Origin of the sequence: Agrobacterium rosae, assembly GCF_002915175.1 — a bacterium.
Taxonomy (GTDB): Bacteria; Pseudomonadota; Alphaproteobacteria; order Rhizobiales; family Rhizobiaceae; genus Agrobacterium; species Agrobacterium rosae.
The window spans coordinates 397,471-422,271 of the sequence record NZ_NXEJ01000001.1; the positions used below are offsets into that span (position 1 = coordinate 397,471).

Genomic DNA, 24,801 nt, shown 5'->3' on the forward strand with positions numbered 1-24,801 from the left:
AATTTAGAGCCTCCTATGCGATTGAGCAACCTGAATGTCGGGAAATTCAGCATTTGACAACTGACGAGTCGCAGGTGCCTGGTCGATGGATGAATTCATAGAGCTTCGTCGTAATTTTTATGTCGTTCCAAAAGACGTTACAAATCTGGCCGACTACGAAGAGATGCCGCGTTGGGCTTTCTCATCGGCAATTCATTGGGATGATTTAGAGAATGAATACCGGACCATTATTCTCGCGGAAGCTGGGTCCGGGAAAACCATAGAAATACAGCAAGCGACGAAGAGGATCAAAGCGGCCGGGAAGCAGGCATTTTTCATTCGTCTCGAATATGTTCTGGATGGAATAGAAGATGCATTCGATGACCAGCAAACCGGTACGTTTGATGAATTTGACCGCTGGCTCAGGTCTGACGGTGAAGGTTGGCTATTCCTAGACTCGGTCGATGAAGCGAGACTCAGCGATCCTCGGGACTTCGAAAAGGCGATCAGAAAGCTAGCCAGAAAGCTCGGGTCGGCGGGTCAACGTGCCCATATCTTCATAACAAGCAGAATTTCAGAATGGCGTCCAAAGACTGATCTCGATCTTCTTGTTGCCCAGCTACCTTATCAGGCCGAAGCTGAAGCGACGCGGCCTAAGGTCGAGATGGCAGGGCCGGAACGCGTGAATGAGGTGCTCTTCCCCGATATTGAAGATGATGGTGAAACATCGAAACCAGAAGAAATTCGAGGGACGTTTCGAGTCGTTACTCTTGGTCATCTGGATGACGACCAGGTTAAGCAGCTGGCCCGTGCGTTAAACGTCGCCAACGAAAAGGAATTTTTTGACCAGATTGAACGGCGGGATGTCAGAGACTACCTCTCGCGCCCCCAAGATTTTATCGAGTTGGTCAGCTTCTGGAAGACCAATGGGCGCATTGGTACACGAGCAGAGTTGCTGGAAGCGGATATCGAATTGAGGCTTCGGGAGCGCGATCCAAATCGAGATCGGCTGAGACCGCTGACTTGGAGCAAAGCATGTCTTGGCGCAAAGCGACTTGCTGCTGCAGTGACGTATCAGAAAATGTCTCGTATTCAGGTGCCAGATAGTCAGTTGCGCCCCGACTGCATCGATCCTTCGAAGGTGCTGGACGATTGGTCGGCGGACGACATTTCTTCTCTTTTATCCCGCCCAATTTTCGACCAAGCAATATACGGTACGGTTCGATTTCATCATCGTTCTGTTCGCGAGTTCCTTTGTGCAGCTTGGCTACTGGAACTGATTGCAGAAGGGAAATCCCGCCGCGAAATCGAGAACTTGTTGTTCAGGGTACAATATGGCCTGGAAGTTGTTGTGCCTACCTCCAGGCCAATACTTCCTTGGCTGTCCATCGGCGATCAACGCATTCGCGAACGAGTGATGAAGATCGCACCAGAAATTCTTTTCCACGATGGTGATCCAACGAAACTCCCACACGATGATCGAGTGGCGATCATTAGCGACGTGTGTAACCGGATTAAACAGGAAACGCTATTCCGCTCTTCATTGGATTATTCAGCGATAAGGCGTTTCGCGACCGATGACTTGGAGCATACGATCAACCGGCTGCTCGTCCTCCACAAGAGCGACCCCAACCTGAACTCCCTTCTTCTTGGATTTGTTTGGCAAGGAAAGTACGCCTCATGCCAGGATATTGCGTTTGAGATCGCCATTGATCCGGCTCAGAATAAGTACAGCCGAATTGCTGCCGTACGGGCTTTGAATGTAGTAGGGACCATCCAGCAGAAAACAGATGCAGCCACGTTGATCGCAAGATCAAGACCTCAACCCAGCAGACGGCTTTTCTCTGAGGTAGTCGATCTGTTCGTACCAGAGCACCTGCCTATAAGCGAGCTTTTGGCTTGTCTGGAACATACCATCGAACCGGAGGAAATAGGCTACTCTGACCTCGAACGATCTCTTCGAAATCTGGTGGACCGTCTTTCAGAGGGCGACCTTGTTGAGACGCTTCATGGGCTGTCACCGCTGTTAAAGCGATCACCGTTCGCGGAACGCAATCAGCTTGAGCTTTCACAAGCTTTTAGATGGCTTCTTCCCATAGCAGCCATGATCGCGGCACAATTGATCGCACTGAAATCTAGGCATGCCCTTGATCGAACGAGCCTCGGAGCAATATCCCTCACGTCCCTCGATAGGAACTGGAGCGGGAATGGCGAAGAACGTCATAATTTTCAAGATGCCGTTAGGTCATGGGGAGACCTCAACAAGGCGCTCTTCTGGTTTGACGTGGAGGATGCCCGAAAGCTTAAACTAGCTGAAAATGGTGAGCGACTGACCGATTGGTGGCATGCCCGGATTTTCAGGGACTACTGGGAATTCAGAGCTGAAGACCTCCCATATTTCATCGAGCAGATAGAAGAGCGTCAAGATCAGGATGACAAGCTCGTCGCCTTGACCATGGCCTTACACCTTTATGTGCAGGCAGGAAGGCCAGCCGTAGAATTGAGAGCCCTTCGCCGAAAGGTCAAAGGAAATTCGGAGCTGGAAGCTGTGATGAAGGAACGCCTTTGCCCTCCCAAACTTTCCGAGGCGGAGCGGAAATGGAAAAAGCAGGAGAGTGAATACAAGCGCCGACGCCGCGACCGAGAAAAGAGGGATGCGGAAATCTACGAGCAAAATCGGCGGTGGCTCATCGAGAACCACACCCAGATGCTGGACAATCGAGAAGCGGCGAAAGGGTCGGTTTGGCGTTGCCAGGTGAACCTCCATTCAGAAATGCGCAAGTCTGCACCGGACAGGAACAAATGGGCCTATTCCAATTGGAGTGACCTGGAAGTGACCTACGGTTCTGCTGTAGCCAAATCGTTTCGAGATAGCATGGTGGCTTATTGGCGCGAGTATCAGCCGACACTTCGGTCTGAGGGCTTGGAAAATCCGAACAGCGTTCCGCACGCCATCGTACTCGGGCTCAGTGGAATCGCCATTGAAAGCAGCGAAACCATCGATTGGCCGTCCGGGCTGACGAAAGCGGAAGCAGACCGAGCAGTGCGGTACGCATTGTGGGAAATGAATGGATTTCCAGCATGGCTGGTGAGTTTGAGCAAAGTGTTCCCTGAGATCGTTCATGACCGATTTGCAGGGGAGATCGAATGGGAAGTTACTACATCTAACAACGAGGTAGACCCCAATTACCTGTTGTCGGATTTGCTATGGCATGGCCATGATCTTCAGATCGGCCTCTCTCGGAAGATTATCGACATACTTAACCGCCAACTGCCTAAGAATTATCGAAGCTTAGAAAATGCGCTTCTTATTATCATTCGCGATGAGATGATTACGGACGAAGAAATCTCTACATTTTGTTCCAACGTGATGACGAAGACGTCGGATGTCAAAACTAAATCTTTCCTCGTCGCGCTCTTGGTCTCGGTTGATCCGGATCAGGGCATTGATAGTCTTCTTGGCGTCCTACGCGATCTCAGCAATGAGGCATTGCGGACGCAGTTTTGTATGAATTTTGCCGTGCAACTTTTGGGTGGCAGACGGTCTAGCGGTAAGTTTCGGGAAAATTACAAAAATGCTCGGCACTTGCGCCAGCTGTATTTTGTCCTTCATGAGAATATCAAACGGAAGGACGACATCGAACGTGCAGGGAAAGGCGTATATTCTCCGGGTCTCCGCGATGACGCCCAAGACGCGAGGAATACCGTTTTCAAGTTGCTGAGTGAGATTCCAGGTAAGGAAACCTACCTTGCACTCAAAGAAATCGCGGAGAACTATCCGGAAATCGAGACTCGGGCTTGGATGATGACCCATGCCGTAGGACGAGCTATCCAAGACTCAGATTTGCCCGCATGGCAGCCAAATGATGTGAAAGATTTTTCGCGCGAAGCAGAGGTCCTGCCTTCCGATCACCGACAATTATTCGAACTTGCGTGCTCGCGCCTTCTTGATCTCAAGGACGACCTAGAAAATGGTGACACGAGCATAGCCGACGTATTGGTGAACGCAACCAAGGAGACGCAACTGCGCAACTTCGTAGGCGGATGGCTTCGAGATCGCGCCCAAGGCCGGTATGTCGTTCCACAAGAGGACGAACTAGCTGATGCGAAAAGACCGGACCTTCGTTTCCTAACAACCGGCTTCGACGGCCCCGTGCCGACCGAAGTCAAGATCGCCGACCGCTGGTCTGGCCCCAAGCTGTTTGAACGCGTCGAAAACCAGCTGTGCAACGATTACCTTCGTGACAAGCGATCATCTAGCGGTATTTTCCTACTATTGCGAAACGGAAAGCAATCTTCGTGGAACCATCCCGTCACTGGCGATAGCTTGGATTTTGACAAGCTCTGTGCAGCGCTGCAGGTGTTTGCGCAAACTTTAATAGCAAGTCGTGCTGACATCGACGCTGTAAAGATAATAGGAATTGATTTGATCCTGAGGTCGACACCGATGCGCACGCCATGAGGTGTTTCGGCGTGGCATATCGGCCACCATAGGGTCATTCTTTTACGCGGAAAGGAGCCAAGACTTCAATCTTGAATCACACGAACGTGGGGGGCCGCCGGGCTAATCGCAGCGCTTGTTCAGCCGTAGCTTGTTACTTGTAGAGTTCCTTGAATTTCTCGGCGACTGCCTCAACTTCGCTGATGGGAATATCCGGATGTTCAGCCGCAACGAGGTTGATGATAAAATCCCAACCTGCTGCCTGTACTTGCGACAAAAGATTGCCAATTCCGATTCCAATGGTATCAGCGTTCTTCACCCTAAGCTCCGCCGCAGCCTTCTCTACGGCTGCGATCTCGTCCAGCAAGCAGACCGAGATCACAGCGTCGCCATTCGCCGACCCATCCACCACCTGATAGATCAATCCTTCCAAAATGCGAATATGATCTGCATAGTCGTGAGCATAAATGTGCACCCACTCATAGTAGTCAGCGTCCAAAACGTAATCAGCGCTCGCCGGAATGCTCCGGTCTCTACGAGGATCGTAGGTGCCCTTCTTGTTATTGCAGCGCTTACACGTCAGGGCGAGATTGTGCGCGAAGAACGTGAACCCCGCGTAGCCGCAAGTATCCTTCCTGCATATTCGTTCGTTTGACACCCAGTTCGCACTGTCCGTCCCGTGGGCGCTTTTTGGTAAGATATGGTCAATCTCGACATGACCTGGTTCATCGCGGATCGCTCGGCGGCAATAGGCGCACTTCCCGTTCTGTGCATGCAAGAGAATGGCTTTTAACTGGCTCTTGGCATCCAAGACAGCGGCGGCTTCACTTGTCCACTGGCGGTTCGCCTTTGTTATTTCGCCAAAGAGCGCAGTCAAGTCTGCAGAGATCAATTCTTGCGCGAGTTTACCGTTGTCCATTAATTAGTGTCCGCGACCTAAACTACTTTGTTTCATCTTTGAAAGCGATCTTGACCACCGCGTTCAAGACAGAAAATAGCGGATCGTGTCTCGGCAGGAATTTCATAAGCGCGTGGATTTTATTCGCGGCTTCCTTCAATTCTAGACTTGGCTCGCTGCTGAACTTTAGCAGTCGAAGAGCATTATTGATCGCGCGCGTCAGCTCAGGCGGGCGGACTGACTCCATATCAAAGCGCTCTTTAAGCACGTCTTCCGGCAGCCAGCCATATGCGGATTCTTCCATTGCAACTTGCAGATCACCGCCATCCATTCTTCGCTCTAGGCGGACTAGGTTTCCATCCTCAGGCATCAACGATGCTGCGATCAGTGGGGAGTGGGTTGCAACTATTACGTGGCAACCCTTTCTGTGCGACACTAGCTCGCGCACAAGGCTAACATAGCTACACTGCCATTGAGGATGGAGGCTGTTCTCAGGCTCATCAATCAGGATTAGGCTGTTATCCTCCACATTGATTGCCAAGTTCAGAAGAGAATAAATCAGCTGCCACTCCCCGGAACTCAGTTCATCAAGCGCAGATGCTCGTCCAGACCAGCGCCGGACCAGTGAAACCCGCGTGCTTAGTACGCCCAGTGCAATTAGGTCCGCAAGGAGTTGCGGACGTGGTCCTGTCAGCTCGGCACCGATGAAATCAAAGAATTCGTCGCCGTATACGCCTATACCAAGAGGGCCAGAAGCGAGGTCCAAGGAAATCGACTTACCTCTTTTGGATGGTCTGAAGAATTCTTTAAGCTTGCCCGAGGAAACAATATGGTCAGCAAATTTAATAGATTCGAGGATCGTTTCCGGAAGCTTTGAGGGCCCATTTAGCTCCCCGAGCGAGCGGCCCAAGCTGGGACCCAGTGATCGGAGATAATCCGTGTATCTACCGCCTTTGAAACGGTTTCCCAGTTCGAACGAAAGTGTGATGGCTGGCTCGAAACCAAGATACTGTAAGAGGGAGATTAACGAATGCTTAGGCCAGTATGGGTGCTCAACGAAGCTAAGCAATGAGTGCGCGATGGTGTTGGCGGCTTTATAAACAGACGTGTAGTTCCCAGATTGCTTCGGTCCGTAATAATAGAAACGAAGCAGGTCAAACTGGTTCATGTTTTGCCGAATCTCAATACCTGAATTCAGCGGGAACCTGTCGTTATGGGTACCTGAAAGCGCAATTGTTCTCGAAATTTTTCCGACAATCGAAATTTTGATGTCGCGAGCAAAAAGCTTAGATTGTCGACTCGACTCCAATCCGAGCGCCGCATCCGATATGATTCTGAGGATTGCGCTTTTGCCGGTACCGTTAACTCCGTTTATAACAGTAAAACAATTCGGCTTTGCTTCCGAGTATGGCGGCCTCAGAAGAATCGTCTCCTGCTGACCATACCCATCGTAGCTGACGCTTTGGACTTCCATAGATACAAATCCGGCAATTTATAAGTGTTGGTTCTTTTTATCTTGCTACCGAGAGGAAATCCATCAAGATCGATTCCTTTTTTTGAATAGTGTACAAATCCGGCACACTTTGCTGCTTCCTCCTCATGGTGGCAGACTGGATTATCCTCTATTCCCGGTGCAACAGACTACGCTCCGAGAAGTCTAACCGCCTGCTTTACCGACAGCTTATTTTGGGGAACCAGTCTGCGCGAGCATATGTCCAAATGATCGCCCTGCAGATGGTCACACTTGAACAAGCCGCCGTATTGTGTTCTAGAATGCGGCTGCCGAAAAGGCACGGGAAGCGCCTATCTCAAGATGTATGTGTCATACACGACGATCCGCTCCAGGGAAGAGTGATGGGTCGAAATATCCTCCTGTAAAAAGCCGAGGCGACACCGAACTTGTTCGTCATTCCGGCTTCTGTGGCAACTGACGCAGGAGTACATTTGGCAAACGATCCCGGGCGGAGCGTCACCTTCCGCTGAAAAACACGCCGCCAATCCAGCATGCGTCTGCATTTCAATGACGTTCTATAAGCGGCTTGCGACCGATGCCGTGGTGCGTCATCATCATATGCGTTGTCATAAGATGTGGCTCCTACACGAGGCCGCACGTTTGGCGCACTCGGTTCAGCGATGTAGGCCGCTAATTGTTTGTCGAGGTGAAGTTGTTGAAAGAGGATCGTGGCTTCTGGGTAAGATGGTCGCTCTGTGCGGCCATGATGCGAACTCGACTGCCACAAACGGCGAGCCTGTTGTCCGTTCTGGCCTACACTATCGTTTTAAGCGATAAATACACTGAGCTGGCCGACGGACTTAACGCCCCCACCGGAATGGTCGTCGCAGCCCAACTCAAGTCGATGTTTATGGGCGGTTTCGTAACGTTGCTCGCGATGGGCATGTACTGGCTGCTTTGTCCAAGGCCGATTAAGAATTTTCGAGATCGACGGGACTACGTCGATTATGTCGTAAGAGGACTTGATCCCGACGAATTGAACATTGCCCTTGAAACTCTGAGTGATATACCGCCAGATGCCGTTGTGCAGCTTTCTGATCTTCGCGTGAAGATTGCTGACCTCACAAATGCAAAGGAGGAGGGCATTGCCACTCCGGTCCTAATTTCGGACTACTACACATTTGTTGATCGTCGAGGGATGCGAGCACCGATGTTCTGCTTCAGCATGCTATCCATCGGTGCAATGCTTTTCCTTTTACCGGCTGCCATCAGCGTGATCACCGCTCTACCGAGCGCGATGGAAATTTTTGATGATCGTGGCCAGTCATTCGGACTGCCGTAATGACGCGGCCGCATACGGTGGCTGCCTAAACTGCCGCATGAGGCAACCCCGTCATTTCGATAGGGACCTTCAAGTTCCATGCTACCGTCCCGTGACGGATTGGGCCGAGCCCGTGGATGCGATGTTGCCCAGCCTGCACCGCGTCCGAACCACACAAAAGCCCGTTTTCGAGACGCCGCACCGCCGTTCACGAAAATGTGATATCGCTAAAGCGTAAGGAGTTCCAGATTAGTTGAGAAAATAGGGCGCAAACCAAAGTCAGGAGAAATCCTTTAAAAGAAGAAATTCAGACAATATTTAATTCTGAAAGAATACAGATGTGGGATTTTAATTTTTGAATGTTGACATTATTGCGCTGCGTTAAGACCTAAACATAACATCAAAAGATATTTACAAATCAATTATAGTATTACAGCCTTTGTCTCGCAATCAGTGCAACCTCGCCCGCAATGAATTGAGAGTGCCTCAAATTACCCTGTGTACCATGTAGGTAGAATGGAGCATCGAGATGAGAAAATACACAGACAACCACCCAGTTGGTGGCGACAGCAGCGATCCAGCTGGGCTCGATATCGCACTACCCCGGACATCGACACCCACGAGAACCGGTAAAAAAAGATTTCGCAAAGAAAATATCAGGCGAGTTAAGCCGCGATCCAACAGAATCATACTCTGTGATTTTGCCAATACGGAGGCGTTTTCCAATATGGAGACAACCGCCTTGCTTACGGCCCTGCGCGAGGAACTTCGGTCCATATTTCCTAGCTTAAATGCGGATGGATGGCCCTCGAAATAGCAGCCTGGGACGTCCCCATTTTTCCGCGTTTCACTAAAAGGTCGCTAAGAATGGCTAGAAGAAAACGTAAGCAACATAGCGAAAATTTGTCGTCGGATGGCAGCTCCTCGAAACGCCTTTCGGTAGAGGCGAGGCGACAACAAATCGAAGCGCCAAGCTCGTGGCCCTCAATCGAAAGCACTACCAATCCCGCCGTTTTTATCTACTGCAGAGTTTCCGACAATAAGAGCGTTAAAAGCGATCTCTCCATACCTGATCAGGAGCGTCAAGCCAAAGCGCGTGCAGCTGAGAACGGATGGACGGTTCTTAAAACGTTCATCGAGGCGGGGGTATCAGCCAAGACTGCGGATCGGCCTCAGTTTCAGTTGATGATTGCCGAGGCTCTGGATTCATCAAAGCCGGTCCAGAGAATTATTGTTCACTCTATCAGCAGATTTGCTCGAAACGTCGAGGACTACAATCGGGTTACAAATCAACTGTACGCAAATGGCGTCGAAGTCGTCAGTCTGACCCAGCAGTTTTCTAATGATACCGGCGGATTTATCGCAGAAACAACGACAGCCGTATTCGACGAGTATCATTCTAGGCGAACTTCGACCGATGTGACGCGAACCATGACGTCGATGGCAAAAGAAGGATACGCCGTCGGAGGCGTCCAGCCACTAGGCTATACGTTGCGGCCTGACGAGGTAAATCCGCGACGAAAACGCGTCGTGATCGACGAAAGTGAGAGGCCGCTCGCAGCGAAAATATTCCAGCTCTCTTTGTATGGCAATGGCGACGGTCCTGCTCTCGGAATCAAAGCCATCGTCAATTACCTCAACGGCACGGGCTACCGCACTCGGTCAGGCGCGCCATTCTCGACCAACAACATACATTCAATGCTGACCAACCCCATTTATATGGGCAGAAAAATTTATAATCAAAACGCCAAGGCTAAACGATGGACACCGGTAGCCGCTGAGATCGTAGAGATTCCGGTGCCGCCGATCATCACGCCTGATGAGTTCGCCGAATTGCAAAAACTGCTACGCTCGAAAAATCCCCGCAAGGGCGCAGCGAAGACGGTGAGTAGTCCGCTTTTGCTATCGGGGCTCGTGCATTGTGAATGCGGGGCAGCAATGACGCTCCGAACAGGCACGGGTCGCTCGGGAGATATCTATCGATACTACCACTGTGCCCGCGTTGCAAAACAGGGTCGTTATACTTGTAACGGTGCAACCGTGCCAGAGCAGCAACTAGATGACTCCGTGGTAGAGGCGGTTATCGAGAATGTGCTCGTGCCAGATAGGCTGCGCGGCATTCTCGATTCGATGAACGAAAAGATCGCGGTAGCCGGGAAACACGGTGAGGCGCGCGCGAAGGAAATTCGAGTTGATTTAGAAGCCTCAGAGCGCGCGTATAAAAACTTATTGGCTGCTGTCGCCAGTTCCGAATCCCTTGGAAGCGAACCAATTTTGCTCAGCAAGCTGGGAGAACTAGAACGTGACCTGACTCGGCACCGAAATAGCCTGAAAGTGTTGATGGCGAGCGAGGGGAATGATGTCTCGATCACCGAGCAGCAAATCAATTGGTTTTCGAATCTGATCATTAGGCGGCTGAGGAAATCAAACCGAGCCAGCATGAAAAGTTATCTCGCCTCAGTAGTTGCCCGCGTCGAAGTTAGCAGCGACGACATCAGCATCGTTGGCAGGCTATCTGATCTGAAAGGTGAGATCACCCGCGAGGCCAATATCGATGTCGGATTAGGCAGCGAAAATACGGTTCGCAGATATAAACGCAACTGGTGCACCCGACAGGATTCGAACCTGTGACCTTTGGAATCGGAAAGCAAGCATCGGCGCGCCATAGATGCACTATCCACTATGGATCGCGCTCTGCTCGAACGGTCCTGAGGCCACTGATCGAAAGAAGAAGCCAGTCTTAGCTCCAAAACTAACTACAGTTTCGGTTTAGGAATTGTCAGATCCTGAGAATCACGAATCGTCTTAACTATCTGAGCCACGCGTTCCTCTGGAAAGTAATTATTCAAAAACCCCTTTAACGGCTTTTCAACGGTCCATCGATGGTGAACTTTCGACGCTATACGGTCTGAATCGTGGATTATCATCCACATTCGTACAACAGTTAACATCGTCGAGGGTGCCGAGTATTGACTCATGAATTTCACGAAATCGTGCGGGATTATGTCTTTAAGTTGAGCTAAAGTTTCTATGCCGAACTCTTCTAATTCTTTTATCAGCCGAGCTGGGATAGCCTCTCTATCAACTTCACGGAACGTATAACCTTCATCCTTAGCCCACTGTGTAAGGAAGGTCTCAAGGCTGAGCGAATCTACTGCAATATCCAGCTCACCTTTTGCGGATTCGTCACTAACTGCTATTTTGTAGTCGTCGATCTTGGCGGATAAATCGTTGAAACCTTGGTCTGCTGTTTCGAGCAATCCTGCCAATAAAAACAAATGCCTCTCCAGTGGACGCGGAAGGGACCCCGAAAATTTATAATTGTTGTCATGCGCTAGCTCTGCCCAGGCATGCTGCAGCACAGTTCTGATCTGGAACTCAAACTTGAGGCCTGACAAAGCCTCGAATTCGGGTAGTTTGACCCGATCATCGCCAAGGTCGCACACAAAATGAACTGATCGATAACCAACTTGATTTGGGAGCATTCTCTCGTCAGTGTTGGAACTGTTGGCTTCATCTACATTAAACGATCTCCGAATGATGTCAGAGACGCGCTTTACATCTCCTTCAAAGTAAACAATTACCCTTATCCCGACTACATCAGTCATTTGACTCTGCGGGTCAGTGTATTCCTTGCGCCTGACCTTCTCTATAGCGCTGTCAATATCTTTCAAGCGTCCACTTACAGCGAGTACATCAATGCCATTAGCGCGCACCAGATTACCGATAATAGTAATCGCTGCATCTTTTAGCGAACCATGAGCGCTTTGTTTATCCTTTAGCCAAGAAGCAAAGCCTTCAACTTTGTCATTCGGTTCAACCGCTTCCGCACTCTTAATCTTTTTGTCCATGCAACCCAACTCCCTAACTGGTGCGCCATCATTAATTGCAGAAGTTTAATTTCCATGAAAAGACTTTGCTTTCGTCAGAACGGCACGACTTGAAAGCGTGGGAACAGGCATGTCCACATATTGCGCGGATGATCCGCCGAAATCTATCTCTGAATCAATGTGGTCACCGTTCCGCTACCGCACTCCAAAAGTTTTACAGCACAATTGAAACCATTATGAAATTTGGCGTGGATATGGTCAGTTTTTACGACTAAGGTATTGATAAATAGGCGATAGATCAAGCTTCCCAAGCTGAATACGAGGGTTCGATTCCCTTCACCCGCTCCAGCGACGTTTCCAACAAGATCAACTAAGTCCAACTATGGGTCTGGAGGGAATGCGGTTCCCGTCAATCCTGATTTAAGGAATCAAATGATCGATAGGTCGAATTCACTCCGGCCTGCACTTCAAAATCAGATCAACGATCTGCTCGAAAGCCAGAGGTAATTTTATGGAATTGGGTATTCTCCGATCGCGCCTGCCGTCTGTTAAGCTTGTGGATTCGACTGATTCTCTAACACGTTATCGTCTCGACCTTGGGATTCTCAGCAAAGATTCTGGCGAAAGGAAAGATGTATTTTTAGGCAGCCTGCTTAAGGCAATGGCATATATGCCAAATAATAGATCGTTAGTAGAGAGCATGTATAAAGATGCTTATTTGGTCTTATTTGAAGACATTCCCTATTACGTTTACGAAGGATTAGACGGCGAGGATTTGTTTTTTTATGTATCGGGCGTACCGCTAGCTCAGGATCAAAGCTATGGAAATATTGACGTTTTTTACAATTACCTGGACGGGTTTTGTGATTTAAACATGTAAGGAGGATTACTTCCTAAGCGCTTGATAAAATCACTGGGATCTGATGGATATTTTTATCAGGAAGAGCCTTCAAGTAGTATAGTGCGAACGCTCAGTTCCGATAATAAACATATTTTTAATAGTGGGGGTAAAGGGTAAGGATATTTAGACATTAGCACAGTCCACTCGGATAAGCCGAAAGCAAACTTTCTTTGGCTTGATGATGATGATCCAATGCTTAATATTGATTTTTGGGATCTGGTTGATAACTGGACAGAGATAGCGATGCAGTAGAAAATTTCGTTCTCGCTTCCGTTTCAGCCGAGAGGCTTAGAGCTAAACTGCTCCGCTTATCAAGCATAAATACCCGCGAGTTTACAAACTGCTTCGTTGTAACGCCGAGGCATACCGTGATGTGACCCACCACTATTTACAGCCGTCTATGTAACATCTGACTTGACAGCGGCTATTTGTGACACGGTAAGTTCAGGCCTAAAGCTTGAGGTTACATATGGCACGCATTTGCTACGCACGCGTAAGCACCATTGATCAGGATTTGCAGGGTCAGATTGATCGTCTTCGAAATGAAGGCTGTGAAATCATTCGCTCAGAAAAAGTATCGGGCGGCACGCGCGAAGGCAGGACCGAACTCGCGACCGTCATCGAATTTTTACGCAGCGACGAGCTATTGGTCACGCGGCTTGATCGCCTTGGCAGTGTCGTCGTCGGAGATTCGCAGGATAGCAGCAGTACGACCCATGGCCTCCGTTGGACGGATGCGACCGGCATGAAAAGCGTTGATGACTGGTTGAGATCTGCAGGTGTAAACCTTTCTGAGGACGTCACGCGGACTGCAGAGGCCGTATCCGACAATGGCAATGTGGTTGCTGGTTACACGCAGGATAATCAATTCTACTACGCCCGCGTCGGTGCACTCGGCAGCGGTATCATAACTCCTGAACAGTTCCTTCCAACAGTTCAAAGCGCGGCCGTCACACCCAGCAACATGCAGCTCAGCTATGCCAACACTGCCATGTTCGGTGCCGAAGGCAGCCCGATGCGCAACCTTCTCAATGCCGGTCAGCGTTCAGCCTGGGGCACGGTCGATAGCGGTTACGATAAGAGCAACTCGTCTGATGGCGGCTTTGCGCTTGGCGAAATCGGTATGGGTTACGGCATCGCGGACGGCGTCACGGGTCGCCTTGCGCTCGGCGGCACCTACACCAATCAGGACCTCGAAGGCGGCGGTGATTTCAACTTCAAGGGCTTCTACGTTTCGCCGGAAGTCACGGCCAACGTCGTCAATAATCTCTACGTCACGCTCGGCGGTTATTACGCTGGCGGCAAGATCGACATCCATCGCGGATACGAGAATGGTGGAGCGCTTGATTTCTCCAACGGTAATACGGACACCCGGACATGGGGCGGCAAGTTGCGCTTCGACTGGCTGGATGCCGTCACCATTGCCGACACGGCAATCTCACCCTACATCGGTCTTTCCCGTGCAAACAGCAATGTCGATGCCTACACCGAAAGCGGCGGATCGTTTCCTGTCGCCTATGACGAAATGAGCGATCATGCGACGATTGCACGTCTGGGTGCCGATTACGTTCATCCGCTGACTGAAAACGTCAACCTTCTGGCACGTACGGAAGTCGCGCACCGGTTTGAAAGCCAGTCTTCTGCCACAAGTGCAGAAATCCTGGGCCTGTCGTCCATCGATCTGCCGGGCCAGGATTTGAAGCAATGGTGGGTCCGTGGCGGCCTCGGCGCGGAATTCGGCGTTGGCGGTGGTACGGCATCCCTCATGGTCAACGCGTCAACCGAGGGCGGCGACCCGCGTGTCTGGCTGCGCTCCGGCTGGAAGGTCAGTTTCTAACACACTTAATCCAGATGGCTTGATACAAATCCACCGAAGAGATTCGGTGGATTTTTTTTGGTTGAAGCAGCTCCGACACCCTCTTCGATTTGTTACCTGGCAGGCCCTAATTCGGTGGTGTCAACACCAAATTTTAACAATCTCGTCTTTTCTGGAACAAAAGCTGCCCAAGTCACGTTGGTTTTCCAAATAGAAAAAAAGGAATTACCAATGTCCAAGATGGTAAAACTCATTTCTGTCGTAGCTATAGGTCTCGGTTTTTCTGCGACTACTACAATTCCTGCGCATGCATTCAGCGTTATCGCCCCCGCTTATGAGGGTCAGGCAGAAACGCAGGGGACCTACAATCACCCACCGGTGGCGTTTACCGGCGGCCCTTCCGAGACCGCCAATTCAAGCGGTTTGTCGCTGTCTTCGCAAGAAATCCAGCATGTGAAGTGGTGTGCTCAGACCTATACGTCCTATCACGCCACTGACAACACCTATCAGACGAAGCAGGGCGCGCGCACGGAATGCCGTTCGCCTTACTAAGTGAAGCGGGATTCACCGTGACGCCGTTTACTTTGGACAACATCAATTTTAATTAAAATTTTACCTAATTAGTCTTCGAAACCGGTTTGTGCGGCGTCTTGTTCCAGACGAATGGCTTGTAGCGAAGCTCGTAGACCGCTCGCCAGGCCGCAGCAGACAGCATCAGCCAATAAAGTGGCGTTGCAAGCCACCGTTTCCCGATCATACCGCGCTCATGGTCGATCATGGCGCGTGTCCCCATCAACAGGAAAATGGCGTAGCTCGCGATGATGTTGAGCGTGTCGATCCCGACCAACGCAAGTTGCGCTGCGGAAAAAGCATCTGGGCCCTCCACCCAGAGTGTTCGGCCAACGAACATCAAATAGATGATGAACAGAGGGTGTGTCAGCGAGGACAACAACATGCCGCCGATCAGCAGGTGAAAGACCAGATAGGCTTTCCACCCCATTTCCTTGGCGATCCTCACCGGCGATCGCATCATCACCAGCCAGCTTTGCAGCCAGCCCTTGAACCAGCGGCTGCGCTGCGCAAGCCAGACGAATATGTCGTTGGGCGCATCTTCCAGCGTCTGATAGCTGATGACATCGGAGTAATAGCCCAGCCGATACAGGCGCATGCCGAGATCGGCATCCTCAGTGACATTGTAGGGATCCCACGCACCAACATGGCGCAGAACCGATGTGCGGAAGTGGTTGGATGTGCCGCCCAGCGGAAGGGGCATTTGCATGCGTGCCAGCATGGGCAACATGCGTCTGAACAGGGCGGAATATTCCAGCGAAAAGGATGAGGTGATCCAGGAGACATCGGCATTGCTGATGATGAGCGGTGCCTGCAGGCAGGCCAGTTTGTCACAGCCGTTGCGAAACCGCGCATAGGCCTCGCGCAGCTGTTTGGGATGCGGCCTGTCCTCGGCGTCATATACGGCGATGAATTCTCCACGCGCGCCGTAGAGCGCATAGGTCAAAGCCTTCGGTTTCGTGCGCGGCAAGGACGGTGGTACGTGCACGATTTCGAAATGCGCGCCGGGGCGGAGACGCTCGATCGCAGCGATGGTCGAAGCATCATCCGCCTCACAGACCAGCTTGATATCCAGTCTGGATTTCGGCCAGTCCAGCCGGTTCAGCGCGGTGACGAGCTGCTCCACGATTGCGTCTTCTCGGTAGAGGGCAACGAGAATGGTATAGACGGGTAGCTGCTCGTCCGCCGATTGCTCCACCAGTGCCAGTGTTCGCCTGTCCGGTTTGGAGCGCAGCGGCACGAGGCGAAACAGGATGGCAGCCATGTAGAGCGCGGCGGTGATGATATGCAGAAACTGAAAGGTCAGCGAGGGCGAAAGAAGCATCGACCCTATTATGATGGTCGCGCCGACGCCCAGCAGAAACCCCTGCTTTCCGTGCAGGGTAATGCGCGCTGAATAAAGCGGTGTCGCATCGAACAGCGCGTTTACCGTCTGTCGTGTTCGCCGTTGCGCGCCCGCCTGCCAGACGGCAGCGCGAAGCGCCGATGGCGTCGTGACAACCAAATCCGCAGCAATACCCGACATAGTCTCGAGCGCGTGTTTCAGTCTTTCGATACTGCCCACATCGGGAATGATGGCGATATAGGGTTTGGCGTCCTTTGGAGACAGGCGGACCATCCGCGTTTCCAACAGCTGGACATCGAGCGACGCTGTATCGACTACGATATCCCCATCCAGCTCGGACACGAATGGCAGTCGCAGAAAACGGGCGAAGGCACCAAAATACGCGTCTTCCGTGACAGTTCCGTCCGCCAGAAGCTCCGCTTCAAATGTCGACCCGTTGCGAAGCGCACGTTCCGTGAACGCCTCGATATAGGGTTTCCCCAACCCAAGGGTCTTCAGAAAAGCAGCTTCGTCACTCTCTGCCGAAGAGCTGTCGAGGAATGAAAACGGATCGTCTTCGAGCGGGTCGAACACAATTTCGCCCTGCACAAGCATCGCATTCTGCGATTCTTGTGTATACTCGTCAAAACGCGACATACACATACCCTGCCACCGTGCCGGTGGTGCCCAATAATTCCCCGTAGCGGATCATATATATGCGCTTCTTAGTTGCACCCTCAAAACTGACGGGTATTTTTGCCTCTTTCTTTTGTGCGAGCATTATTTTTGCGTCACATTCCATACGTGCGGACAGCCTCACGGATGGTGGTCGCCTGCCTGTGCTGTTCGATACGCAGGAGCGGTTGCCCGGAGCGGACCTATCGACCGTGTCGCGTGTGCGGTTTTTGATGTCGGTGGATTTTCCGCCCTTCAATTTCACTGATCAGGATGGGCGGCTGGTGGGCTTCCATGTTGATCTTGCCCGCGAAATCTGCGCGCAGCTGAAGATCGAAAGCAAGTGCCAGGTGCAGGCGCTGCCGTTTGACGAACTGGAAGCCGCCGTGGAAATGGGGGAGGGCGAGGCTGTCATGTCGGGCATTGCCTCCAGTGCCGATCTGCGAAAAAGCTTTAGCTTTACAAGGCCCTATATTCTGTTGCCCGCCCGCTTCGCCATCAACAAATCGACCAGGCTGGAGGGGCAATCAGCCAGCGCGCTGTCCGGCAAGAAGGTGGGCGTGATCAGCAATTCGCGTCATCAGGCCATGCTGAAGGCATTTTTCCCCGCTGTCGCCGTCAACGGTTTCGATGGTTACGAGCCGATGTATGAGGCGCTGAAGTCGGGCAAGATCGATGCCGTCTTCGCTGATGGCTTGCGATTGCCCTTCTGGGTGTCGGGAGCCGCGTCCGATGGCTGTTGCGCCATGTTCGACGGACCCTATATGTCGGACCGTTTTTTAGGCGAAGGCCTGTCCATCATGACCGTTGATCCGGAAGACAAGCTGGTCCCTGCCTTCGATCAGGCGCTTGCCGCTCTGTCCCGCAACGGACGGTTGGAGGAAATCTACCGCCGCTATTTCCCTTACGGGTTGTTTTAGCGTGGTTATTGGCTTGCCCAGATGATGCGGGCCACCCATTCCACGTCTGCCAGATCGAAGCTGCGGTTGGGATGCTCAGGGTTGAGCGAGAAAAGCTCGATGGTCTTGGAGGTCTGGCGGGCCAGAACCTTCGCCATCACCTCACCATCCCGACTTTTCACGACCACACGGTCGCCGCGCCGCACCTGCGCGCCGGGCTCCACGATCAGCACATCGCCATCGCGGTAAAGCGGCATCATACTGTCGCCTTGCACTTCCAGCGCATAGGCACCGGCCTTGTTGGCGGGAGAGGCAGGAAAGTCCACCACATCCCAGCCCTGGCCTGCGGGAAAACCACCATCATCGAAAAAGCCGCCTGAGCCCGCCTGAGCAAAGCCGATCAGAGGAATGGCACCCGCCTGTGGTGGGAAGTTGCCATCGGGCATGGCGTTTTTGTTCGCATGGCCCATGGCATAACCAAAAAACTGGTCGATTGTTGCCCCTGTCGCCTCCAGCACCTTGGAAATGGATTCTGTCGACGGCCAGCGCTGGCGGCCATCTGGCCCCAGCCGCTTGGATTTGTTGAACGAGGTCGGGTCAAGTCCCGCTTTGCGCGCCAGGCCGGAAGGCGAAAGCTGGTTCCGGTCGGCAAGCGTATCGATCGCACTCCAGATATTATCGTGTGACAGCATGATGAACGGTCCGGGTGGAGCGGCGTCGTCACGCGGCTCTTCAGTATCGAGAGAAACCTAGCCAAATATGCCCAAAGAGTAAAGTATTAAAAGGAATAAAATCCTTACATCTATGCGACCAGCGTTGACATATTGATCTTGGAGAGCTGAATGACCGCCTGCGTCCGGCTATCGACTTTCAGTTTCAACAATATCGCCGAGACATGCGCTTTGATGGTGGCTTCCGATACGCTCAACTCATAGGCGATCTGCTTGTTGAGCAAGCCTTCGCCCAGCATACCGAGGACGCGGTTTTGTTGCGGGGTCAACGTGCGCAACCGGTTGATCAGGTCGGCCATATCAGGATCATGATCCTGCCCGGACTGACAGGATGCCGGTATCCAGACATCACCCTCCAGCACGGCACGAATGCCCGCGCGCATATCCTCAATGCCGGAGGATTTGGAGATGAAGCCCGAGGCACCGAGTTCGATGGCGCGGCGCATGGTGGCGGGGTCATCACTGGCCGATACGATGACGATGGGCAGGCTGGCAAACTCCGCCCTCAGTGACATCAGCCCGGAAAAACCGCTGACACCCGGCATGGCAAGGTCGAGCAACATCAGATCGGCATCCGGCTGGTTCTCGGCGGCGGCTTTCGCGGCCTCGAAATCTCCCGCCTCGATAATGCTGTTTTCGCCCTCGAGCCCCGTCACCGCCTGACGCAATGCGCCACGGAACAGGGGATGGTCGTCTGCAATGATGATAGTGAGTTGTGACATGCCGCGCCCCCTCCCAAGAGCATTTCATGTGCGCCTCATTTTTGGCGGAGTTTCATCTCGCGTCAAGCACCGCCATGCCAAGGATTGCGTGAATATCGCTGCAATACAAGCTTTAGATTGCGATGGGGGTCCTCGGGGCGTCGTCAAGGCGCAAAAATCTGCGTGAAGCGATGGACAAGCGCTGGCATTTGCGGCAAACCGCCCGCAGTGAAGGAGACGCCGTATGAGTGAAACGCCCCCGATCATCAACAATCCCGTTATTTACAAGATTGTGCCGACTGACCTGTGGCGGGACGCCAAGGAAGCAGGCGTTTTCAAAGGCGCGGCCATCGACCTCCAGGATAATTACATCCATTTTTCCACTGCAGCCCAGGTCAAGGAAACTGCGCTCAAGCATTTCGCCGGTCAGGACGATCTTCTGCTGGTCGCCGTCGATGGCGGTGCGCTGGGTGACAAGCTGGTGTTCGAAACCTCGCGCGGTGGCGATCTGTTCCCGCATCTCTACGCGCCCCTGTCTTTGAGTGCGGTGCTGTGGGAAACGCCGCTGACGCTTGATGATGATGGTGCCCACCAGTTTCCGGAGATTGCATGATGAGCGGAATTTTTTCCTCGATCGGTCGACGCGGCCTGTTTCTGATGGACCCGGAGGTGGCCCACGGCATGTCGATCGCCGCGCTACGCTCCGGCTTCATACCCACCTGCATGGTGCCGCATGATCCGCGCCTGCAACAGACCGTCGCTGGCCTCGTCTTCCCCAATCCGCTCGGCATGGCAGCGGGTTATGACAAGAATGCCGAAGTGCCCGGCCCACTGTTGAAGCTCGGCTTCGGCTTCACCGAAATTGGCACGGTCACGCCGCTCCCGCAATCGGGCAATCCAAAGCCCCGCATCTTCCGCCTGGTGGAAAACGACGCCGTCATCAACCGCCTTGGTTTCAACAATGAGGGCCATGCGGCAGCGCTCGCCCGCCTCATCGCCGCCGGCCTGCGCGGCCTCGTCGGCGTCAACATCGGTGCCAACAAGGATAGCGAAGATCGTGTCTCGGATTATGTGAAGGGCATCGAAACCTTCGCGTCAGTCGCCTCCTATTTCACCGCCAACATCTCCTCGCCCAACACGCCGGGCCTGCGCGATTTACAGGCGCGCGATAGCCTGTCTGCCCTGTTGAAAGCCGTGCTGGAAAAGCGGGATGCCGAGGCACAGAAGCTCAACCGCCCCATTCCGGTCTTCCTGAAGATCGCGCCTGATCTGACGGAGGAGGGGCTGGACGATATCGCCGCAGAAGTGCTGGCCCATAATCTCGACGGCCTCATCGTCTCCAACACGACGCTGTCGCGCGATGGCCTGCGCCCCGGCCCGAACAATCACGAAACCGGTGGCCTGTCCGGCAAACCACTCTTCGATCTCTCCACGACGGTGCTTGCCAAAATGCGCAAACGCGTTGGCCCCGCTCTGCCCATCATCGGCGTCGGCGGCGTGTCATCGGCGGAAACCGCGCTGGAGAAAATCCGCGCCGGTGCCGATCTCGTGCAGTTGTATTCCTGCATGGTCTATGAGGGGCCCGCACTGCCGGGCCGCATCGTGCGCGGGCTTTCCACATTGGTGGAGCGTGAGCGGGTTGGGAATATCAGGGAGTTGCGCGATAGCGCGGTGGACCGCTGGGCGGAGCGGAAGATTTAGCGGATAATTCGAGGCTCCCACCTCTCTTCCGTCATCCTAGGGCTTGTCCCTAGGATCTAATCACGCCTCCAAAATTGCAACGTAGCAGATGCTCGGGACAAGCCCGAGCATGACGAAGAAAGCATTGAAAAGACCGAACCTTGCGCCTTCGCCTCGCGGGCCTTCAACCCAACCCCATCACCGACAAAGCACCATCGCCCAATACGGTCGGTTCTTCGAAGCAGCATCATAAGCAACCGCCACACCCAACCCGCCATAATTGCCCAGCATATTCTCCAGATGGTGCGGAGACCCAATCCACGCCTTCACCACGCGCTCGACCGTGTCCTGCCCAGCAGCCACGTTTTCAGCCGCAGGTAGCGGCACGCCGCCATCCTTCATGCGGATGAGAAAACTGTCCGTCAGGCCGATGAGATGCGCCATCTTCTGCGCCTTCACCATGCGGTTGGCCTGATAAGCGGCAGCCTGTTGCGCAGCACTATTGGTAGACAACGTTGGTAGCCCCTTGGACCGACGAAGCTCGTTGACCATGGGAAGCGCCGAGGCTGTTTCATCGCGCGTGCCAGCGGCGATACCCTTGTTCGTGGGTCTTGAGACGCAGGCGGACAGTGCAGCACTGGCGGAAACCAGCACGAAGCCGCGCCGTGAAAGTGTCATCAGGGAATCTTGGGTCATATCAGCGGCGGAAGCTCAACAGGCGAAGGATGATGAAGACGGGGATGACGATGACAGCACCCGCCAGCAGATAATCGCCAATGCTACCCAACGCGCGGAAACCGCTGTGCCAGATATCGAGCACGAAATCTCTGAAACCATAGATGATATTCCACGGCGTCAGGCCGAAGACCGCCATGACGAAACCCACGATCAGCGACACGACAAGCAATTTGACGATTGTCCGCGCGACACTATCACCCAGCACCTTATCGACCTCACCGGCCATCAGCATATCTCCTAATTCAGCCAAGACATAGAAAGCATGGTGCCTCTATGCAAGCGTCGGCACATTCTACGCGCCATATTTGCCGCTGCCATGAAATAGGACTTGAGTTTTTTTATGGCCTGATGAAAGACAGCCCACCTCTTTCAGGAAAGCGTGCATGGCCCCACACCAGTTTTCGTCCGGCGATGCCATCGCAGACCGGCGCGCCGATTACGCCCGTATGCTGGCGGAAAGCGCAGATCATGCCGCCGCTGCCGAACTGATGGAGCAGGCGCTGGAGCTCACACCATCATGGGCCGCAGGCTGGGTGCAATTGGGAGATTATTGCGACAAGGCGGGGGATAAGGAAAAGGCCATCAGCGCCTACGAGACGGTTGATCGTCTAGACCCCGAAGGAATTTTCGCAGCCCCCCTCAAACTCGCGGTGCTGGGAGCAGCCGCAACACCGGAGCAACCGCCAAGCGCCTATATAGAAGGCCTGTTTGATGATTACGCCGACCGTTTCGAAACATCGCTGGTCGAAAAGCTTGAATATAGCGTACCGCAAAAGCTGGCAGCGCTGATCGAAACAGCAAGACCAGCCAGCGGCCAATTCGCCTGCACGGTCGATATCGGTTGCGGCACCGGCCTGCTCGGTCTCGAAATCCGCGATTGGACACAGCGTCTAGAAGGTTTCGACATCTCCACCAACATGCTGGCCAAAGCAGAAGAGAAGGCCATCTACCACCATCTGGCCCAAGCCGATCTTTCGCTGCCACCAGAAACATCCGGCCTCTTCGCCGATGACCTTGCCCGCCACCGTGCCGATCTGGTCGCAGCCGCCGATGTCATGATGTATCTCGGCAGTTTGGAAACCGTCATGCCGCTGGTCCTGGCGCTGCTGGCACCGGGCGGAACCTTCGCCTTTTCGGTGGAGGATGCAGGCGAGGAGGAAGGCTTTATCCTCCTTCCATCTCTGCGTTATGCCCATTCTGAAGCCTATGTCCGCACATTGTTGGACGCATCCGGCCTGCAAACCCTGGAAATACGCAAAACCACCATTCGCAAGGACGCCGGAAAACCCCTCGCCGGCATTCTGTTTCTTGCCAGAAAACCGGGCTGATCTTTTCGTTTCTTGCCTTTTTATCGATAGGTCAGCCTTGCTTACATATCGATATTGAAACCCGGCCTTTTGCAGTGCAAAATAATCCCCAATCGAGCGATCCATCTTTGCGGATGTGTGATGCGAAGACTCACTTTCAAACAGCATTGACAGTTCCATTTCGGGGTAGCGCGCATGGCATTCACGAGAAGCGTTTATGGCATGTGGAGTGCCGATCCGGCCAAGCACGCGCCCTTGGAAGACATTCAGGGGATCGTCACCGGCAGCATCGTCTCGGCGCTCGGCTTCTACCTTCTCGCCAAGGTAGGCCTGCTCACCGGCGGCACGGCGGGCGTCGCTTTCCTCCTGCATTACGCCTTCGGCATCAGCTTCGGCCTGCTGTTCTTTCTCGTCAATCTGCCCTTCTATTACCTGTCCTTCCGCCGCTTGGGCCTTGCCTTCTCGTTCAAAACCTTCATCGCCATCGGCTTCGTTTCGGTGCTGACGGAACTGGAAAGCCGCTGGATGGTGGTGGAAAGCATCAACCCGCTCTGGGCCGCACTGCTTGGCGGTTTGCTTCTCGGCTACGGCCTTCTGGCGCTATACCGCCACCGCGCCAGCCTTGGCGGCATCGGCATTCTCGCCATCTACATTCAGGATCGTTTCGGCATCCGCGCCGGTCTCATCCAGCTTGCCTTCGATAGCTGCGTCATGATCGCCGCCTTTGCCGTCATCAATCCAGAAACGGTGCTCTACTCCATCGTCGGTGCCTTCGTGCTCAACCTGTTCCTCGCCATCAACCACCGCTCGGATCGCTATATCGTCGTGCGCTGAACGCTTGAGTTTTTGTCCATCGCGGCGCAAAGAGTGAGAACGCAACGTGGGACGATCATGAGCGACATAGCAGAGCGCAAGCGTAACAGGTTTTGGGCATCGACGCCTGATCGGCATTCCCTCGTGGAAGATGCACAGGCCGTCATTGCGGGCAGCATGCTCGTCTCGCTCGGCGTCGTGCTTCTGTCTGGCGGTGGCCTGCTGACCGGCGGTGTCGTCGGCGTCGCCTTCCTGCTGCATTACGCAACGGGCCTCAGCTTCGGCCTTCTGTTCTTCCTCGCCAACCTGCCATTTTATTACATCGCCCTGCGCCGCCTCGGCCTCGCCTTCACGATCAAGACCTTCTGCGCCGTCGCACTGACATCGGTCCTGTCAGAATATCTGCCGCACCTCATCGTGCTGCAAAACGTCAATCCCATCATTGCTGCCCTCTTCGGCGGGCTCACGGTCGCCGCTGGCATGCTGGCGCTGTTTCGCCACCGCGCCAGCCTCGGCGGCTTCGGCATTCTGGCGCTATACCTGCAAGACCGTTTCGGCATTCGCGCAGGCCTTGCGCAACTGGCGTTCGATTGCACGGTCCTCATCTGCGCCTTCTTCGTCGCCACCCCCTTCATCATTCTCTGCTCCATCCTCGGCGCTCTCGTCATGAACCTCGTCATCGCCGTCAATCACCGAAACGACCGCTATATCGCGATGTAAGGCC

At 53.4% G+C, this 24,801-nt stretch carries 20 protein-coding genes and 1 pseudogene; 13 read left to right on the plus strand and 8 right to left on the minus strand.

All coding sequences use genetic code 11. The annotated features are described in order from the left end of the window. The first annotated feature begins 85 nt into the window (after nt 1-85). The gene (locus tag CPJ18_RS02100) at nt 86-4,441 is read left to right on the plus strand and encodes an NACHT domain-containing protein (RefSeq protein WP_103656789.1); all 4,356 of its coding nucleotides are present in this window, start codon (nt 86-88) and stop codon (nt 4,439-4,441) included. 133 nt (nt 4,442-4,574) lie between these two features. On the opposite strand, the gene CPJ18_RS02105 is transcribed toward CPJ18_RS02100, so the two are convergent. Both CPJ18_RS02105 and CPJ18_RS02110 read right to left on the minus strand, forming a co-directional pair. Beyond that, nucleotides 4,575-5,339 carry an HNH endonuclease gene (locus CPJ18_RS02105; RefSeq protein ID WP_103656790.1) on the minus strand — a complete coding sequence of 255 codons (765 nt, stop codon included), beginning with the start codon at nt 5,337-5,339 and terminating at the stop codon, nt 4,575-4,577. A gap of 22 nt (nt 5,340-5,361) precedes the next feature. Beyond that, complete coding sequence (locus CPJ18_RS02110; protein WP_103656791.1) at nt 5,362-6,792, minus strand: AAA family ATPase; 1,431 nt, start codon at nt 6,790-6,792, stop codon at nt 5,362-5,364. 694 nt (nt 6,793-7,486) lie between these two features. Between CPJ18_RS02110 and CPJ18_RS02120 the strand changes: the two genes are divergently transcribed. Beyond that, nucleotides 7,487-8,113: a hypothetical protein gene (locus CPJ18_RS02120; protein WP_146258634.1), complete on the plus strand. Its 627-nt coding sequence runs from the start codon at nt 7,487-7,489 to the stop codon at nt 8,111-8,113. A gap of 846 nt (nt 8,114-8,959) precedes the next feature. Beyond that, nucleotides 8,960-10,723 carry a recombinase family protein gene (locus CPJ18_RS02125; RefSeq protein ID WP_167397810.1) on the plus strand — a complete coding sequence of 588 codons (1,764 nt, stop codon included), beginning with the start codon at nt 8,960-8,962 and terminating at the stop codon, nt 10,721-10,723. A 125-nt stretch (nt 10,724-10,848) separates the two neighbouring features. Here the strand turns inward: CPJ18_RS02125 and CPJ18_RS02130 are convergent, their stop codons facing one another. Beyond that, a complete protein-coding gene (locus CPJ18_RS02130; RefSeq protein ID WP_103656795.1) occupies nt 10,849-11,943 on the minus strand; it encodes a GTP pyrophosphokinase in 1,095 nt (364 codons plus the stop codon). A gap of 490 nt (nt 11,944-12,433) precedes the next feature. On the opposite strand from CPJ18_RS02130, the gene CPJ18_RS02135 reads away from it, so the two are divergent. From CPJ18_RS02135 to CPJ18_RS02145, 4 genes and pseudogenes are all read left to right on the plus strand, one after another. Beyond that, nucleotides 12,434-12,802 carry a hypothetical protein gene (locus CPJ18_RS02135; protein ID WP_103656796.1) on the plus strand — a complete coding sequence of 123 codons (369 nt, stop codon included), beginning with the start codon at nt 12,434-12,436 and terminating at the stop codon, nt 12,800-12,802. Nucleotides 12,803-13,292: 490 nt separating this feature from the next. Continuing rightward, a pseudogene (locus CPJ18_RS27075) lies at nt 13,293-13,541 on the plus strand (recombinase family protein); the annotation flags it as partial. Between the two features lie 27 nt (nt 13,542-13,568). Next, nucleotides 13,569-14,660 carry an autotransporter outer membrane beta-barrel domain-containing protein gene (locus tag CPJ18_RS27080; protein WP_342588079.1) on the plus strand — a complete coding sequence of 364 codons (1,092 nt, stop codon included), beginning with the start codon at nt 13,569-13,571 and terminating at the stop codon, nt 14,658-14,660. Nucleotides 14,661-14,870: 210 nt separating this feature from the next. Continuing rightward, on the plus strand, nt 14,871-15,191 hold the full coding sequence (locus CPJ18_RS02145) for a BA14K family protein (RefSeq protein ID WP_245445285.1): 321 nt from the start codon (nt 14,871-14,873) through the stop codon (nt 15,189-15,191). A gap of 64 nt (nt 15,192-15,255) precedes the next feature. On the opposite strand, the gene CPJ18_RS02150 is transcribed toward CPJ18_RS02145, so the two are convergent. Further along, the gene (locus CPJ18_RS02150) at nt 15,256-17,190 is read right to left on the minus strand and encodes a glycosyltransferase family 2 protein (RefSeq protein ID WP_103656798.1); all 1,935 of its coding nucleotides are present in this window, start codon (nt 17,188-17,190) and stop codon (nt 15,256-15,258) included. A gap of 176 nt (nt 17,191-17,366) precedes the next feature. Between CPJ18_RS02150 and CPJ18_RS02155 the strand changes: the two genes are divergently transcribed. Further along, nucleotides 17,367-18,128, plus strand: a complete 762-nt coding sequence (locus CPJ18_RS02155) for a transporter substrate-binding domain-containing protein (protein ID WP_103656956.1) — start codon at nt 17,367-17,369, stop codon at nt 18,126-18,128. A 5-nt stretch (nt 18,129-18,133) separates the two neighbouring features. Here the strand turns inward: CPJ18_RS02155 and CPJ18_RS02160 are convergent, their stop codons facing one another. Together CPJ18_RS02160 and CPJ18_RS02165 are read right to left on the minus strand one after the other, a co-directional pair. Next, on the minus strand, nt 18,134-18,799 hold the full coding sequence (locus tag CPJ18_RS02160) for a S24 family peptidase (protein ID WP_103585063.1): 666 nt from the start codon (nt 18,797-18,799) through the stop codon (nt 18,134-18,136). A 110-nt stretch (nt 18,800-18,909) separates the two neighbouring features. Next, nucleotides 18,910-19,560: a response regulator transcription factor gene (locus tag CPJ18_RS02165; protein ID WP_103656799.1), complete on the minus strand. Its 651-nt coding sequence runs from the start codon at nt 19,558-19,560 to the stop codon at nt 18,910-18,912. 223 nt (nt 19,561-19,783) lie between these two features. On the opposite strand from CPJ18_RS02165, the gene CPJ18_RS02170 reads away from it, so the two are divergent. Beyond that, nucleotides 19,784-20,152: a DUF952 domain-containing protein gene (locus tag CPJ18_RS02170; RefSeq protein WP_153366837.1), complete on the plus strand. Its 369-nt coding sequence runs from the start codon at nt 19,784-19,786 to the stop codon at nt 20,150-20,152. Continuing rightward, complete coding sequence (locus CPJ18_RS02175) at nt 20,152-21,240, plus strand: quinone-dependent dihydroorotate dehydrogenase (RefSeq protein ID WP_103656800.1); 1,089 nt, start codon at nt 20,152-20,154, stop codon at nt 21,238-21,240. Before CPJ18_RS02170 ends, CPJ18_RS02175 begins: the two co-directional genes overlap by 1 nt. A 177-nt stretch (nt 21,241-21,417) precedes the next feature. On the opposite strand, the gene CPJ18_RS02180 is transcribed toward CPJ18_RS02175, so the two are convergent. After that, on the minus strand, nt 21,418-21,915 hold the full coding sequence (locus CPJ18_RS02180) for a CAP domain-containing protein (protein ID WP_103656801.1): 498 nt from the start codon (nt 21,913-21,915) through the stop codon (nt 21,418-21,420). 1 nt (nt 21,916) lies between these two features. Further along, nucleotides 21,917-22,183, minus strand: a complete 267-nt coding sequence (locus tag CPJ18_RS02185) for a DUF6460 domain-containing protein (RefSeq protein WP_077105253.1) — start codon at nt 22,181-22,183, stop codon at nt 21,917-21,919. A gap of 157 nt (nt 22,184-22,340) precedes the next feature. On the opposite strand from CPJ18_RS02185, the gene CPJ18_RS02190 reads away from it, so the two are divergent. From CPJ18_RS02190 to CPJ18_RS02200, 3 genes are all read left to right on the plus strand, one after another. Further along, complete coding sequence (locus CPJ18_RS02190; protein WP_103656802.1) at nt 22,341-23,285, plus strand: methyltransferase domain-containing protein; 945 nt, start codon at nt 22,341-22,343, stop codon at nt 23,283-23,285. Nucleotides 23,286-23,486: 201 nt separating this feature from the next. After that, nucleotides 23,487-24,098, plus strand: a complete 612-nt coding sequence (locus CPJ18_RS02195; protein WP_103656958.1) for a YitT family protein — start codon at nt 23,487-23,489, stop codon at nt 24,096-24,098. 57 nt (nt 24,099-24,155) lie between these two features. Then, nucleotides 24,156-24,797, plus strand: coding sequence for a YitT family protein (locus tag CPJ18_RS02200; protein ID WP_103656959.1), 642 nt, complete (start codon nt 24,156-24,158; stop codon nt 24,795-24,797). The last annotated feature ends 4 nt before the right edge of the window (nt 24,798-24,801 follow it).

Coding starts and splice junctions, on each gene's coding strand:
- CPJ18_RS02165 (WP_103656799.1), bottom strand. CDS start 19,560: ATGTCACAACTCACTATCATCATTGCAGACGACCATCCCCTGTTCCGT.
- CPJ18_RS02135 (WP_103656796.1), top strand. CDS start 12,434: ATGGAATTGGGTATTCTCCGATCGCGCCTGCCGTCTGTTAAGCTTGTG.
- CPJ18_RS02160 (WP_103585063.1), bottom strand. CDS start 18,799: ATGCTGTCACACGATAATATCTGGAGTGCGATCGATACGCTTGCCGAC.
- CPJ18_RS02185 (WP_077105253.1), bottom strand. CDS start 22,183: ATGGCCGGTGAGGTCGATAAGGTGCTGGGTGATAGTGTCGCGCGGACA.
- CPJ18_RS02150 (WP_103656798.1), bottom strand. CDS start 17,190: ATGTCGCGTTTTGACGAGTATACACAAGAATCGCAGAATGCGATGCTT.
- CPJ18_RS02200 (WP_103656959.1), top strand. CDS start 24,156: ATGAGCGACATAGCAGAGCGCAAGCGTAACAGGTTTTGGGCATCGACG.
- CPJ18_RS27080 (WP_342588079.1), top strand. CDS start 13,569: ATGAAAAGCGTTGATGACTGGTTGAGATCTGCAGGTGTAAACCTTTCT.
- CPJ18_RS02195 (WP_103656958.1), top strand. CDS start 23,487: ATGTGGAGTGCCGATCCGGCCAAGCACGCGCCCTTGGAAGACATTCAG.
- CPJ18_RS02180 (WP_103656801.1), bottom strand. CDS start 21,915: ATGACCCAAGATTCCCTGATGACACTTTCACGGCGCGGCTTCGTGCTG.
- CPJ18_RS02170 (WP_153366837.1), top strand. CDS start 19,784: ATGAGTGAAACGCCCCCGATCATCAACAATCCCGTTATTTACAAGATT.
- CPJ18_RS02125 (WP_167397810.1), top strand. CDS start 8,960: ATGGCTAGAAGAAAACGTAAGCAACATAGCGAAAATTTGTCGTCGGAT.
- CPJ18_RS02105 (WP_103656790.1), bottom strand. CDS start 5,339: ATGGACAACGGTAAACTCGCGCAAGAATTGATCTCTGCAGACTTGACT.
- CPJ18_RS02175 (WP_103656800.1), top strand. CDS start 20,152: ATGAGCGGAATTTTTTCCTCGATCGGTCGACGCGGCCTGTTTCTGATG.
- CPJ18_RS02190 (WP_103656802.1), top strand. CDS start 22,341: ATGGCCCCACACCAGTTTTCGTCCGGCGATGCCATCGCAGACCGGCGC.
- CPJ18_RS02145 (WP_245445285.1), top strand. CDS start 14,871: ATGTCCAAGATGGTAAAACTCATTTCTGTCGTAGCTATAGGTCTCGGT.
- CPJ18_RS02130 (WP_103656795.1), bottom strand. CDS start 11,943: ATGGACAAAAAGATTAAGAGTGCGGAAGCGGTTGAACCGAATGACAAA.
- CPJ18_RS02110 (WP_103656791.1), bottom strand. CDS start 6,792: ATGGAAGTCCAAAGCGTCAGCTACGATGGGTATGGTCAGCAGGAGACG.
- CPJ18_RS02100 (WP_103656789.1), top strand. CDS start 86: ATGGATGAATTCATAGAGCTTCGTCGTAATTTTTATGTCGTTCCAAAA.